14 protein-coding genes and 1 tRNA gene are annotated in these 13696 nt (G+C 60.4%); 7 read left to right on the top strand and 8 right to left on the bottom strand.

Annotated features, from left to right (window positions below; translation table 11 throughout):
* Window positions 1–182: 182 nt before the first annotated feature.
* Window positions 183–259 (bottom strand) — tRNA-Ile (locus ACX3M4_RS26350).
* Window positions 260–538: 279 nt separating this feature from the next.
* Between ACX3M4_RS26350 and ACX3M4_RS26345 the strand changes: the two genes are divergently transcribed.
* The 3 genes from ACX3M4_RS26345 to ACX3M4_RS26335 all read left to right on the top strand — a co-directional run bounded on the left by ACX3M4_RS26345 (window position 539) and on the right by ACX3M4_RS26335 (window position 4329).
* Window positions 539–1621, top strand: coding sequence for an AI-2E family transporter (locus ACX3M4_RS26345; protein WP_459355945.1), 1083 nt, complete (start codon window positions 539–541; stop codon window positions 1619–1621).
* 135 nt (window positions 1622–1756) lie between these two features.
* The gene (locus ACX3M4_RS26340) at window positions 1757–2500 is read left to right on the top strand and encodes an SIMPL domain-containing protein (RefSeq protein WP_459355944.1); all 744 of its coding nucleotides are present in this window, start codon (window positions 1757–1759) and stop codon (window positions 2498–2500) included.
* Window positions 2501–2850: 350 nt separating this feature from the next.
* Window positions 2851–4329 (top strand): methyl-accepting chemotaxis protein, encoded by a 1479-nt coding sequence (locus ACX3M4_RS26335; RefSeq protein ID WP_459355943.1) that lies wholly within the window; start codon window positions 2851–2853, stop codon window positions 4327–4329.
* A 43-nt stretch (window positions 4330–4372) separates the two neighbouring features.
* Here the strand turns inward: ACX3M4_RS26335 and ACX3M4_RS26330 are convergent, their stop codons facing one another.
* Both ACX3M4_RS26330 and ACX3M4_RS26325 read right to left on the bottom strand, forming a co-directional pair.
* Complete coding sequence (locus ACX3M4_RS26330) at window positions 4373–4960, bottom strand: GNAT family N-acetyltransferase (RefSeq protein ID WP_459355942.1); 588 nt, start codon at window positions 4958–4960, stop codon at window positions 4373–4375.
* Window positions 4961–5178: 218 nt separating this feature from the next.
* Window positions 5179–6276 (bottom strand): NAD(P)/FAD-dependent oxidoreductase, encoded by a 1098-nt coding sequence (locus ACX3M4_RS26325; RefSeq protein ID WP_459355941.1) that lies wholly within the window; start codon window positions 6274–6276, stop codon window positions 5179–5181.
* Between the two features lie 335 nt (window positions 6277–6611).
* Between ACX3M4_RS26325 and ACX3M4_RS26320 the strand changes: the two genes are divergently transcribed.
* Window positions 6612–7301, top strand: a complete 690-nt coding sequence (locus ACX3M4_RS26320; protein WP_459355940.1) for a dimethylsulfonioproprionate lyase family protein — start codon at window positions 6612–6614, stop codon at window positions 7299–7301.
* A 199-nt stretch (window positions 7302–7500) separates the two neighbouring features.
* Here the strand turns inward: ACX3M4_RS26320 and ACX3M4_RS26315 are convergent, their stop codons facing one another.
* The 4 genes from ACX3M4_RS26315 to ACX3M4_RS26300 form a co-directional block, all read right to left on the bottom strand.
* On the bottom strand, window positions 7501–8331 hold the full coding sequence (locus tag ACX3M4_RS26315; RefSeq protein WP_459355939.1) for a transglutaminase-like domain-containing protein: 831 nt from the start codon (window positions 8329–8331) through the stop codon (window positions 7501–7503).
* Window positions 8332–8341: 10 nt separating this feature from the next.
* A complete protein-coding gene (locus ACX3M4_RS26310; RefSeq protein ID WP_459355938.1) occupies window positions 8342–9451 on the bottom strand; it encodes a permease in 1110 nt (369 codons plus the stop codon).
* Complete coding sequence (locus ACX3M4_RS26305; protein ID WP_459355937.1) at window positions 9444–9776, bottom strand: ArsR/SmtB family transcription factor; 333 nt, start codon at window positions 9774–9776, stop codon at window positions 9444–9446. Before ACX3M4_RS26305 ends, ACX3M4_RS26310 begins: the two co-directional genes overlap by 8 nt.
* Before the next feature lie 184 nt (window positions 9777–9960).
* Window positions 9961–10440 carry a DUF6428 family protein gene (locus ACX3M4_RS26300; RefSeq protein ID WP_459355936.1) on the bottom strand — a complete coding sequence of 160 codons (480 nt, stop codon included), beginning with the start codon at window positions 10438–10440 and terminating at the stop codon, window positions 9961–9963.
* 79 nt (window positions 10441–10519) lie between these two features.
* Between ACX3M4_RS26300 and ACX3M4_RS26295 the strand changes: the two genes are divergently transcribed.
* Window positions 10520–10846 carry an ArsR/SmtB family transcription factor gene (locus ACX3M4_RS26295; protein WP_459355935.1) on the top strand — a complete coding sequence of 109 codons (327 nt, stop codon included), beginning with the start codon at window positions 10520–10522 and terminating at the stop codon, window positions 10844–10846.
* A gap of 6 nt (window positions 10847–10852) precedes the next feature.
* Here the strand turns inward: ACX3M4_RS26295 and ACX3M4_RS26290 are convergent, their stop codons facing one another.
* Window positions 10853–11518 carry a TetR/AcrR family transcriptional regulator gene (locus ACX3M4_RS26290; protein WP_459355934.1) on the bottom strand — a complete coding sequence of 222 codons (666 nt, stop codon included), beginning with the start codon at window positions 11516–11518 and terminating at the stop codon, window positions 10853–10855.
* Between the two features lie 173 nt (window positions 11519–11691).
* Between ACX3M4_RS26290 and ACX3M4_RS26285 the strand changes: the two genes are divergently transcribed.
* Complete coding sequence (locus tag ACX3M4_RS26285) at window positions 11692–12576, top strand: shikimate dehydrogenase (protein WP_459355933.1); 885 nt, start codon at window positions 11692–11694, stop codon at window positions 12574–12576.
* Between the two features lie 74 nt (window positions 12577–12650).
* Window positions 12651–13658: a TRAP transporter substrate-binding protein DctP gene (dctP, locus tag ACX3M4_RS26280; RefSeq protein ID WP_459355932.1), complete on the top strand. Its 1008-nt coding sequence runs from the start codon at window positions 12651–12653 to the stop codon at window positions 13656–13658.
* Window positions 13659–13696: the final 38 nt, after the last annotated feature.

Genomic DNA, 13696 nt, shown 5'->3' with positions numbered 1-13696 from the left:
AGCGACTCTAAAACCGCCCGTATCTACACCAAGAAGGCCGAGCAGCAACGTCTCGCTAGGTCGGCGTTTGCACATCTCGAAAACACATCGGAACCAATAAATGTCCCACTTTCTTCCACCGTCAAATCCAGTGGGACAAAAAGAGGAAAAAATGCAGGAAAACCAACACCCCGAAAAGGAAGTGGTGGGCCCGGAGGGACTCGAACCCCCAACCAATCCGTTATGAGCGGACGGCTCTAACCAGTTGAGCTACAGGCCCACGGCGTGACTGCCCGACAGGGCAGCAGCCTTGAGTTCCCTATACCATGGTCAAATTTCGGAGCAAGAGGTTTGCAACGGCTGGCTGAAAAAGCTCTGGAAAGGACGGCTTGACGCGTCTTGAGCGATCACCAAGGGCGGATCATGAAAAAGCGGTTCCGTTCGCGGGCCCCATGCGCTCTAAATGGGGAAAGCAATACCGACCGAAGAACCAGCCTGATCCCCCTGCCTGCAATCCTGCCCGGGAAAGCAGGACTTGGGGCCGCCCGCCGGAGTTTCCATGCGTTCCCCGCTTGCCACCGTCACGTTGAGTGTTCTGCTTGTCGCCCTGATCGGCTGGCTGCTGGTGGTCGGCCGGTCGCTGATCCTGCCCTTCGTCATCGCGCTGATCGTCTGGTACATGATCAACGCGCTGGCCCATCTCTTTACGAAGATCCCGCTGGCCGGCAGGTACCTGCCAGGCGCCGTCACCTTTTCAATGGCGCTGCTGACCATCTTCCTTGCCGGCACCATGGTGCTCGACATCGTCACCGTCAACCTGACCCAGCTCGCCCAGGACGCGCCCACCTACCAGAGACGGCTGGAGGAACTCTTCAACCAGGCCTCTTCGCATTTGCATCTCAATGATCCGATCGAGATGAAGGATTTTCTGCCCGACTCGGTCGTGCCGCGCATGGTCACGGCGGGAGCCAGCCTGGTGACGACGATCGCCGGCTCCGCCAGCCTGGTCTTCATCTATGTTCTGTTCCTGGTACTGGAGCAGTCCACATTCGACCGCAAGCTGCAGCGCCTCTTCACGACGCCGGAACGGGCCGAAGCGGCCTTTGCCATAAGGGCGGAGATCAACCGCTCGATCATGCATTATTTCTCGATCAAGACGGCGGTCTCCATCGCAACCGGTATCCTTACCAGCCTGGTACTGATCGCGATCGGCCTGCCCTACGCGGCCCTCTTCGGCTTCATTGCCTTTCTGCTCAATTACATTCCCACCATCGGTTCGCTCATCAGCGTGATCTTCCCGAGCCTGCTGGCGGCCGTCTACTACGACACGCTCGGGCCCTTTATTGCGATCGCGACCGGCCTCGGCCTGATCCAGTTCACCATCGGCAATCTGATCGAGCCGCGTCTGATGGGCTCAAATCTCAATCTCTCCGGCCTGGTGATCATGCTCTCGCTCGCGTTCTGGGGCGCGATCTGGGGCATTGTCGGCATGGTCCTGTGCGTGCCGCTGACGGTGATCATCGTCATTGTCTGCGCCCGTTTCGAAAGTTCGCGCTCAATTGCCGTTCTTTTGTCGCAAACCGGCGAACTCGGCTTTCAGCCACTTGGCGGTGGCGTGAGCGAAGATAAGCCAAGTATCTGAAGTCGCGGAGATTTCATCTGAGCGGCCAGGCTCCCGCCGGTGAACCGCAGATGAACGGACCTGTCATCACCGCGCCGCAATCGGGGGCGAGTGTCGCCCACATCGAATTGGTGTTTGTTCTCAAGGATAAATCACATGACATCGCCTTTCCTTCTGCCCCTTCCCGTCCTGCGCAAAGCGGTTCTCGCAGCCGGTCTCGGCGCGGCTCTCGTGAGCGCCGCTCCGGCATTCGCGCAGGAAACTGTGCCCACCGGCAGCATCACGATGGAAGGCCGCGGTTCGATTTCCGTCTCGCCGGATATGGCCGTGATCACCGCAAGCGTCGTTACGTCCGCCAAGACCACCGATGCGGCGCTGAGCGAAAACAGCGCCGCCATTGCCGGCGTCATCGAAGCGATCAAGGGCAGCGGCGTTGAAGCCCGCGACATCCAGACCAGCGGCTTCGGCATCTACCCGCGTTACGATCACTCGAAGAGTTCTTCCAGCCAGCCGGATATCGTCGGCTACGAAATCCGCAACGGCGTCTCGGTAAAGGTCCGCGACCTTGCCAAGCTTGGCACGCTTCTCGGTCTCGTTGTCGAGAACGGTGCCAATGCGGTGGATTCCATCCGCTTCGAGGTCAGCAATCCGGAAGTCAAGCTCGACGAGGCGCGCAAGAAAGCCGTTGAGGACGCGCGCCACAAGGCCGGTGTCTTTGCCGCCGCCGCCGGTGCCGACCTTGGGACGATCGTTTCCATCACCGAGACCGGCACGGAAATGCCCCGGCCCTACATGATGCGCGCCGAAGGCATGATGATGGCCAAGGCCAGCGATGTGCCGATCGAGGCCGGCGAAGAGCAGATCAGTGCCAACGTCACGATCCGCTGGTCGCTGAAATAACGCCGGTTTCCTCGCCCCTTCTCCCTGGAGGCAGGTTAAACCTGCCTCCAGATGCGCTCACACGCTAAAGGGCCACCATGAAATCGGAAAAACTCACACTCTATTTATGACGCTTTGGAAAAAATAGTTAAGCTATTGATTTATCTAATCTAACCAGAAATATCCGTAAATGTACCTACACGCCTGAATTTATAAAGGCGAAAATTCATCCTGTTATTCGCGCCCTGCCTGCAGGGGTGTTCTCTCCCCTTGGTAGAAATCTGGTGTGTCGCCGTTAGCGCTTTGAATCGTATTAACTTTTTTCGGTAAAAACTGCAGCGTTAATTTAAGCGTTCACTTGGGAGATCATCTTGGCGTTCCTTCGTTCAAATTCGGCAGATGCTGTTGTTCAGGCACTTGGCCGGTCACAGGCAATGATCGAATTCGAACCGGATGGCCGGATCCTGACCGCCAACCGGAACTTCCTGGACGCCATGGGTTATGCCCTTGAGGAGATCAAGGGGCAGCACCACAGAATGTTCGTCGATCCGGCCTACGCCATCGGCAGCGAGTACCGCACCTTTTGGCATGACCTTGCCGCGGGTGAGTTCAAGGCGGCGGAATTTCTGCGCTTCGGCAAGGGCGGCCGGGAAGTCTGGATCCAGGCATCCTACAATCCAGTCGTGAATTCCGCCGGCAAGGTGGTGAAGGTCGTCAAATTCGCCGCCGACATCACGGGCGCAAAGAAGCGCGAGGCGGAAAACGAGGGACAGGTTGCCGCCATCAACCGCTCCCAGGCGGTGATCCATTTTGATCTCGACGGCACGATCCTGGACGCCAACGACAATTTCCTGAAGGCCATGGGCTATGCGCTGGACGAGATCCGCGGCCAGCACCACAGCCTGTTTGTCGACCAGCAGACAAGGTCCGGCGCCGGCTACCGGCAATTCTGGGACGATCTGGCGGCAGGAGATTACAAGGCCGGTGAATTCAAGCGGATCGGCAGCGACGGGCGCGAGATCTGGATTCAGGCGACCTATAATCCGATCCTGGACGCGGCAGGCCGTCCCTTCAAGGTGGTGAAATTCGCAACCGACATCACCCGGCAGGTGGAGGAGCGCCAGCACCGCACGCGGACCCAGCAGCAAATCAACACGGATCTGGCAGAGATCGCCCAGTCGATCTCTGCAGCCTCCGACCAGGCGCAGCAATCCACCACTGCATCGGAACAGACCTCCTCCAGCGTGCAAACCGTGGCAGCTGCTGCCGAGGAACTGGTCGCCTCCATTCAGGAAATCAGCCGACAGGTCCAGACCGCCCTTGAGGTGTCGCAGGATGCGGTCGGCGAGGCGGAGCGCTCCAGCTCGATCATGTCAGGTCTCTCGGAAGACGCCCGGACAATCGGCTCCGTTGTCGAGCTCATCAACGGCATCGCCGATCAGACCAATCTCCTGGCGCTCAACGCCACGATCGAGGCGGCTCGGGCCGGGGAAGCCGGCAAGGGTTTTGCAGTCGTCGCGGCCGAGGTCAAGAGCCTCGCCGCCCAGACGAGCCGGGCGACGGAAGAAATTTCAACACAGGTCAACTCGGTCCAGGAGACGACCGGCAACGCCGTCTCGTCGATCGAGACCATCGTTACCGTGATCCGCAACATCGGCGAGATCGCGGCGAGCATCGCCAGTGCCGTCGATCAGCAGACGGCCGTCACGAACGACATTTCCGCCAACATGCAGTCGGCGGCGCAGGGCGTCGAGCTGATCACCAACAACATGAAGGCGATTTCTGCCGCGACGACCCAGATCGATGCCGCCACGCGCAATGTGCGCTCAGCCTCCGGATCGCTGGTCTGATCTCAATTGCGGGCGCTCATTCCAAACAGCGCCGTCGTGTGTCTCACAGCTTTCGGTACCATACCTGCATCGGCTTTTCGCTCTCACGGCCCTCGCCGAGATCCCGCCAGGGAAAGGTGACGATGACATCCGGAAGCTTTTCGTAGCCGCGCTTTTTCCAGAAGGGATCGAGCGGCGCGTAATCCGCTGGCTTCAACGGATGGTCGCCCGGCCGGATCACGGCGCAGAAGATCGCTTCATCATAGCCCATCTCCCGCGCATGGGCCTCGCGTTCGTCGAAAAACCTGTGACCGATGCCGCGGCCGCGATAGGCTGGATCGAGAACGGATTCGGCCAGATAAAAAATCTTTTCCGGATCGAAACCATGTGCCCTGAGCGGCGCCTGAAAGGCCTCCAGCTCGTGGCCGAGCGGCTCTCCGGTCGACGCGCCCACCAGCTTGCCGCCGTCGTAAGCCCCGACGATCACGGCACCGTCCGTGTCCGCATAGCGCTGCAGGTAGCGGGCTTCATACTCCGCGGTGCCGTCATAGAGATAAGGCCAGGCCCGGAAGACGGAGATGCGCAAGGAGGCCAGATCACCGAGTGCCTTTTTCAGAGTGTCACCGGTCAGGCGTCTGATCTCGATTGACATGGCTTCCTCGTTCTTGCTGCGCTTCGACTTGCCGAAAAGGTCTGGCTCCCCATGCAGGCATAGCTGATTTGCAAGCGACGCAAAACCTGTCGGGCCGACGATCAGGGGCGCATCCGGCAAATGCATGCGACGCCGGAAACGATACCAGTCACTGCAAGTGGAACCGCCGGTGGGCACGGCGGCTCTTCAACTGCCGTGCATTCACCTGTCCACCGGGATCAGTCCCGTGCTTCCAGCCAGATCCGTGCGGTATCCATCTCGCCGGCAACGATGCCTTCCGCGAGCTTGCATCCCACAACAGCGCCAAACTTGTAGCCATGCCCCGAACACGCCGAGACGATCGTCGCCCTGTCTTCGGTCTTGGCAAAGAAGTGCTCGTCCGAGGTAAAGGTGTAGGCGCAGGTGACCACGTCATCGACGCGGTATTCCTTGATCCGGCAGAAGGGCGGCGAGAAATAATCCCGCAAGGTCTCGCCCTCGCCCGCCTTGGCCGTCCTGTCCGTATCGGGGGTCGCCTTGTATTTGTGTATCCCGGCACCGAATTTCAGGCCCGTTCCGGCAACGGGGGGAAGGATATACCCATCGACCGGTCCACCCGGGTCGAGAATGGCCGGCGCCCGCTCCCAGGCCTCAAGCAGATCTTCCGGCGGCGTCAGATAGACGACCGCCGTGCGGTAGGTGGTCAGGCTGATGTCGAGCTTCGGAAAGAGACCGAGCGTCCAGGCTCCCGCCGTTACGATGACATGATCGCCGGTCAGCCGCGTGCCGTCGGCCAGCGTCACTGCCCCGGAAGCGGTATCGACGGCAGCAACGGCCGCATTTTCGCGGACATCCGCCCCCTTCGTGATCAGCCAGTCCTTCAGGCCGGATGCGATCTTCTGGCAGAGCAGCACCCCGCCCTCGTCGCTGACGGCACCGTAGCGGATGGTCGCCGGATCAACGAAGGGAAAGCGGGCCGCCGTTTCTTCCGGCGTCAGCTCCTCGAAGGGATAACCGCCCTCGATCAGCCCGTTGCGATAGACATCGCCGCCATCGCCTTCCTGCTGCGACATCAGCATGAAGCCGGTCTCGGCCAGATGCTTCTCGCCGAGGTCGACCCACATCTCGTCCCAGGCATGGTAGGCTTCGCCGATGCGGCGCTGATAACCGCCCTGGCCGCCATAGGCCCGGCGGATGATGCGGTGCTGGTCGCCGGAGGCGGACAGCGGATTGGGGATGGGCCCCTGTTCCAGGAGCGTTACCGGAACACCCTTCTTGGTCAAAGCCCAGGCGGTGGAAAGGCCGGAGATACCGGCCCCTACGATCAGTACTGTCATGAGAAATGTCCTGCGAAATGTCCGGCCAGATTAGCGGGCCGTTTTGGCCGCGCAAGAGACCATCTGCCGCAAGCGGTACGGGACGATACCGGATTTGGGATTGCCGGCTTGCGGGAAGCGGCTAGTGGTTCGATTCTGACATTTGCATCCCCCTGCTGCTAGCGCTGGAGCAAATGTCAGAATCATAAGAACCACTAGATAAATATATGATTCTAGTGGAGCTTTTGAATTTGACATTTGAGCATCAGCCTAGCCGCGAGCGGGACTCAAATGTCAAATTCGCTCCACTAGGCTGGCTGAAGCAGTCTCTGGTGCAACCTGGAAGGCAAAACGGCATGCTGAAGGCGGAACGGCCCGATCCTGACATCCTGGCGCAGAAGCGGCTCGCGGATTATCCCGACTGGGGCTATCTGCTGCAGGAATTTTACGAGGCCTACCGTTTCCTTTCCTCTGGCGGCAGCGACAAGATCCGCGCCCATCAGCGCGCCGTTCGCGAGGCATTCGCAAGGGTGCAGAAATCCGACGCGGAAATCCGCTTCGACTCGCCCGCGCAAAAGCCCGTCACCGCACATCTCAGACGCGCGCTCGACGAAGGCAAGCAGGAACGCACGGCACCGCTGATCCGCTCGATCGACAGTGTCCGCGAGCACCTGGTCTGGCAATACGGCTATGAAAAGGTTCCCCGCGGTCTCGACAAGACCTATGCCTATGCGGAGATCTGCGGCCCCAACGGGCCGATCCTGACGACGGAAGTGATCCTGGGGCTGGTTCTCTTTGCCCCCGGCTGCACCTATCCGGCCCATGCCCACAGCGGTATCTGGGAGAGTTACATCTGCCTCTCCGGGTCGGTCTCCGAAAACCACCAAGGGGTCTATGCGCCGGGATCGATGATCTTCAATCCGCCGGAACACACGCACCGGATCACCGTTTCCAAGCTGGAACCGGCACTACTTGGATACGCCTGGATCGGCCCCAAAGACCGCCTCGCCAACCAGACGATGGTCTTCAGCCGGACGAAGGGGTGAGCTGCCGCTCAGCAAGCTTCAATTGGATGCGACGCAATTGGGCGCACCGATTTTCCAGGGAGCCAGACACCACCACAAACTGGCATCTCCGCGAAAGCGGAGACCCAGGAACCTCCATAGCTTATGACAATCAACTGCTTATGAAGGTTCCCGGATCCCGGCTCTTCGCTGCCGCCGGGATGACAACCCGGGAGAACCCCTACCCTGCAATCTCCCTTCGGATCGTGATCTCCGCTTTCTCAAGCCCGTCGCCAGAAATCCACTTCGGTTCAGCGATCAGCTTCTCGCAGAAGATCCCGAGCTCCGGAAACGTGAGCCCCATGGAATGGGCAACGGCAACACGATCGCCGGGTTTCGGATTGAGGCCGCAGCCGATGTCGCGCGTACCCATCTTCAAGTGGTGGGCGATGTCCCATTCCAATACCGCGCCTTCATGGCGGGTCACCACCCAGCAATGCATGTCGTCGCAGCAGCCGTTCTTCTCCTGAGGGAAGAAATAGCCGGTGATGTAACCGGCCTCGAAGCCTGCGGCCCGAAGGCTTGCGATCAGATAGGTGTTGATGTCGACGCAGGAGCCTTCCGTCAGGCCGCAGGAGAGATAGGGAACCTCGTCACAGCCCTCGTTAAAACGCCTTTCCGGGTGGGCGTAGCGGAATTTTTCCGCTGCCGCATTGACGAGCGCCTGGATGGCTGCAGGACCGTCCGGCTGGCTGTCGGCGATGTTGATCGCATCGAAGACCAGGTCCTGCGCTGCCCGGGTGAAGCGGTTCCGCTGCGGCGTAAAGACAGCCTCCGGATAGCCTGGTCCCTCGTGCCGGTAGCGGTAGGTGAAGATCAGCTCCTTGCCCGGCTCGGGTGTCACCAGCGCCGCCATCTGACCGGTCGTCGTTTCTCCGGCAAGCGTGAAATAGCCACCCTCGACAGCAAACCCGACAGGCATCTGATGCGGCGTCGGCAGCCCGACCGGCACCAGCAGTTGCCGGTTCGCATCCGGATGCGGCGCGACGGTAACGGTCGCTTCTGTGTACATGCTCACTCCGTCAGACAATAAGCTGAAAAAGGATGCCGGAGAGGACCGCTCCGGCAAAGCCGAGACCCAGATAGGTAGCAAAGATCTGCGGCTTGACCAGCGACCAGACGGCCGCCATGGCCGGGATCGAGCTGACGGCACCGGCTATCATGAACGCCATGGCCGCGCCTGAACCCATGCCCTGGTCCATGAGCCCCGCCAGCAGGGGCGGTGCGACATAACTGTTGAGGTAGGCCGGCATGCCGACAAGCGCCGAGATGACAATCGCGCCGAGACCTTCGCCGCCGACAACACGGGCGATAAGGTCTGCCGGCACATAGGTCACCAGAGCCGCCTCCAGCACATAGGCAAGCGCCAGCCATTTGATGAGGAAAACCGCGTTGGCCCTGAGTTCGGAAACGAATTTCACCGACCGCTCCTCTTCCTGCCAGAACCACCACACCGGGCGTCCGGTCTTGGGCGATGCGCCGCAGCCGCAGCCGCTTGCAACCGGACCGGATCGGGCGGGATTGCCGAGAAAGCCGGCCCGCATCGCGAAGGCAACCGCGAAGCCGCCGAATAGACCGAGCGCGACGGCAAAGACCGCCTTGCCGACGGCAAAGGTCCAGCCCAGCGCCCCTGCGGTGATCAGCAGCGTCGGCGGGTCGATCAACGGCGAGGACAGCCAGAAGGCCATGATGGCGGAGAGCGGAGCACCGACGGCCAGCAAACCGGCGATGAACGGAATGACCTCGCAGGAACAGAACGGCGCCAGCCCGCCAAAAAGGGCGGCAAGCATGATCGCCTGTGTTTCACGACCTTCGAAGGCCCTGCCCACATAGGCCTCGGCTCCCGCGGCCTTCAGCCAAGCGATCAAGGCGACGGCAAAGGCGATGTAGGGAAGCGTGCCGCCAAAGGCCTTGATCGCGAAGGTCACGAAGGGAAGGAACTGGGTCTGGTCGAAGAGCAGGACCAGCAAGGGACCGCAGAAAACGACGGTCCAGGTCGAGAACAGGATGTCCCGGCCGGGAAATTTCTTCCAGGACCATTTCGGTTCGGACGCGGAACAGCAGGAGGTTTTGGGAGCGCAGCAGCCTGCACCGCCGGTTGGGGTTTCCAGATCGCTCACAGTATCAGTCATCGGTCGGTTCCTTTTCCGGCAGCAGCCCGCGGCAGCCGTTTTCGTCCACGCAGCATTCCTTCAGGATGTATCCGGCAAGGTTCTCCAGATGATCGTAGGCTGCCCGGTTGATCACCGAACGGCCGTCCTTTTCCTGGATGACCAGTCCCGCGGAAGAGAGAAACTTGAGGTGATGCGCCAGGGTCGAGGCCGCCATGCCGGTGCGGGACTGGATATCTCCCACGGTCAATCCGCCCTGCCCGGCCTTCACCAGGGTCAGCACCACCTGCAGCCGCGCTTCCGAGCCGAGGGCGGCGAACCCTTGCGCCGCAATTTCCACATCCATGGGGACCTCATTCAATAAAACTATATTTCTAGTTATATAGTTGTTTTTCGACATGTCAACGCCGAACCGCTGGGCAACGCGGACAGGCCGTCGACATGTCGTAGTTTTGAAAGAGCGCCCGGGACGGACAGTCAGCCCACGTTCCGGACCCTAAGGGAGGTGATCAGCCCTCAGTATGCCGCAACTATGCCGCAGAGCAGCAGGCCCCTTCTGTCGCACCTCCGCAGCAGCCGGTCTTTCCCGGGATCGAAACCCGCTCCAGGGCCGGTTTGCAATGCGCCCTCCCCTCCTTCAGGGACAGCGAGACAGTTCCGCCATCAAGTTCGGGAAGCATCGGCTGAAAGATGCGCAGTCCCTTGTTCAAGGGGGCGAATTCGACCTGCAGTTCGTGGTCTGCTAGATCCTTGAGCTGCCGGGCGCTCTGCCGGGCGATCGCTGAAAACTTGCCGACGGACATATGTCCGCCGCCTTTGCCGTCGAGCAATTGCAGGACACTTTCAATCCAGTTGCTACGGCGCGCGCCGCAATCGATGCTGTCGACCCGCAACAGCTTCAGTTCCGTCACGTGATAGCCGTCCCCGATCGGACCTGCGTCGGTCCTGAAGACGAGTGGCGCTTCCGGCGGAAGCGCGTCGAGGGTTTCGAGAAGGTCGTTCAATGTCATGACTCATCCTTTCATTTCAACAAATGTTGAAATATAAGAAATGCCATACCTCAATCATCATTTCAAGAAAGTTTGAAATATGAACGAAGCCGACGCCCTCGCCGCCTTTGCTTCCATCTCCAGCGCAACGCGGCTGCGGATGGTCAAATGCCTGGTGGAAGCGGGACCGGCCGGCTTGCCTGCCGGCGAGATTGCCGAAGTTGTGGGCGCAACGCCCTCCCGAACGTCGTTTCACCTGTCCAACCTCGCCGAGGCGGGCCTGATCACCTCGACAAGACAGTCCCGGCAGATCCTCTACTGTGTCGATTTCACGGCCATCGGCGCCCTTGTCCGCTATCTCCTGCAGGATTGCTGCAACAACAACGAAACGGTCCGCGCCTGCTGCTTGCCCGGCAAAGGCTGCTGAAACCGTCTACACCGCGACGAACCGCAGCACCGCCTCGCGAGCATCCCCCTTCAACTCCCCCTGCCCGGCTTCCGACTGAAGCTCAGGACCGAAGAGCATGGAGAAGGTGGTGGCGTTGGAGACGTTGAAAAAGCTCATCGCCGAGATCAGCCAGTGGATGCGCAACGGCGTCAGCCCGTCGCGGAAAATACCCTCGGCAACACCTTTGGAATAGATACCGGCAATTTGCGAAATCGCCGCCTCGTTGAGGCTCTTGATCTCGTCCGATTGCTCCAGATAGCGGCCGTGATGGATGTTCTCGATCATGACGAGGCGGATGAAGGCCGGGTTGTTGCGGTGATGCTCAAAGGTGAATTCCACAAGCCTTTCGAGCGCTTCCCTGGGTGGCAGGTGGTCGAGTTCCAGTTGCTCCTCGCCGCGGCGAACCTTCTTGTAGGCAGCCTCCAGCGCCTTCAGGTAAAGGCTCTCCTTGTCGCCGAAGTAGTAATACATCATCCGCTTTGACGATTTTGTCTTGGCCGCGATCTCGTCCATGCGGGCGCCCGACAGGCCGTTGGTGGAAAACTCCTCCAGCGCCACCGCCAGAATGTTGGCCTTGACCCCCTCCGGATCCTGCTTCCAGCGGGCCCGGGCCGAATTTTTTTCCGGCTGCTCTTTCTCATTGATCGACATGCCTTTTTCTAGCCCAGCTGGGCGTCTCGCGCCAGCGTAAATTAACCGACTGGTACATTTCACTTGACTGAATTAACTAGTTAGTACAATTTAGCGTCAAGGAGACACGATCTCCGTCAGGAAAAGTCCCGGCAAGGGAACTCGAACAACAAGGTTTCTCGGGAGGAACCTGGGTGAAAGCTGCAAGCAACATCGTGCTGGCCGGGCTGATCGGACGTGGCATCGCACGTTCCAGAACGCCCGAAATGCACATGGCGGAAGCGGCGTCCCAGAGCCTTCGTGGCGTCTATCGCATCATCGATGTCGACACGCTTCCCGTGGACAAACAGAACCTTGAAGTTATTGTGCACGCGGCCGAGATGACCGGCTTCAACGGTCTCAACGTTACCTTTCCGTTCAAGATGGACGTCATCCCGCTGCTCGACGAGCTGTCGCCCAACGCGGCAGCCGTCGGCTCGGTCAACACCATCGTGTTCCGGAACGGCAAACGCATCGGCCACAACACCGATCTCTGGGGGTTTGCGGAAAGCTTTCGCCAGAACATGACGGGAGCCTCCGTGGAGACGGTGTTGCTGATCGGCGCGGGCGGCGCCGGTGTCGCCGTCGCGCACGCGCTGGCGGATTGTGGTGTCCGGCACCTCAAGCTGTTCGATCTGGACACTTCACGCGCAAAAAAGCTTGCCGGCCAGGTCGAGGCCAACCGTCCCGGCATAACGGTGACGCCTGTTACCGTCATCGACAACGCCGCCTGCGCCGATCTCTCAGGCATTGTCAACGCAAGCCCCGTCGGAATGGCCAAGACGCCGGGAACACCGTTCCCGCTTGCTCTCCTGAGGCCCGACATGTGGGTCGCCGACATTGTCTATTTCCCGCTGGAAACCGAACTCCTGGCGGGGGCGCGAAAGCTTGGATGCCGCGTCCTGCCAGGCTCGGGCATGGCGGTGTATCAAGCGGTTCGCGCATTTGAACTTTTCACGGGCCGGCACGCCGACCCTCAAAGAATGAGGGCGGCATTCGACGCCTTCGATGAAATTCCGCGGGAGACCGCGGACGCCTAGGTCGGCCTGCTTCCGGCTGTTCGGAAGCGGAAAAACTGATCGATTTGAAAGTGTTACGCAAACGGGAGGAAGTCATGCGTTTCAAACTATCCAGCCTGGCAGCAACTGCCATCCTGACCGTTGGCCTTGCCGCCACCGCTCAGGCCCAGACTATCCGCGTCGCTCATGTCGACCCGGACGACTGGACCGGTTCCAAGAAGGGCGCCGCCGCCCATATCTTCAAGAACATCGTCGAAGGCGAAACCGATCTGACGGTGGAACTGTTTCCGGCCGGAGCGCTCGGCAACGAGGACGAACTGGTCGCACAGGCCCAGGACAACCTGACCCAGGTGGTGCTGGTTTCCGGCGCCATGTCCAAGGCCTGCCCGGCGGCGTCCGTACTCGACATTCCCTACACCTTCTCCTCGGCCACCATTGCCTGGGACGTTCTGGACGGAGAATTCGGTGACGCACTGGCCGAGCATTGCCTTGCCCAGACCGGCCTCAGAACGCTTGCCTACGGCGAAACAGGCTTCCGCAACTTCACCAACGGCACCCGCGAGATCAAGTCACCCGCCGACATGGAAGGCTTGAAGTTCCGCGTGCAGCCGATCCCGCTCTATGTGGAAATGGTGAAGGGCCTTGGCGGCGAGCCGACCCCGATCGCCTGGACCGAACTGCCGAACGCGCTGTCGACCGGTGTTGTCGACGGCCAGGAAAACCCGGTCGGCGTGATCTACAACAACGGTCTCCACAAGCTGCAGAAATACATGACCCTTGACGGCCATGTGTACGCCGCCGATTTCATCGTGATTTCGGATGAATTCTACAATTCGCTGAGCCCGGCCGAGCAGGCCGTCGTTGCCCGTGCGGCCCGCGTTGCCGGCACCATGGGCCGCGCAATCCAGCAGTGGAGCACCGCTGACGGCGTCAACAAGGTTCAGGCCGAAGGCATGCAGGTCTATTCTCCGACTTCGGAAGAAATTGCGGCCTTTGCTGAAAAGGCGCAGCCTGCTGTGGTTGAATATCTGCGCGGCGAACTGGGCGAAGACGCAGTCTGGATCGACCGCCTACAGGAAGCCGTCGCTTCCGCAAGCAACTAATCCACGAAAAGACCCCGGGCGGCATTCGCCCGGGGCCT

The organism is Roseibium sp. M-1, assembly GCF_054515675.1.
This window is presented reverse-complemented; position numbering and strand designations above follow the sequence as displayed.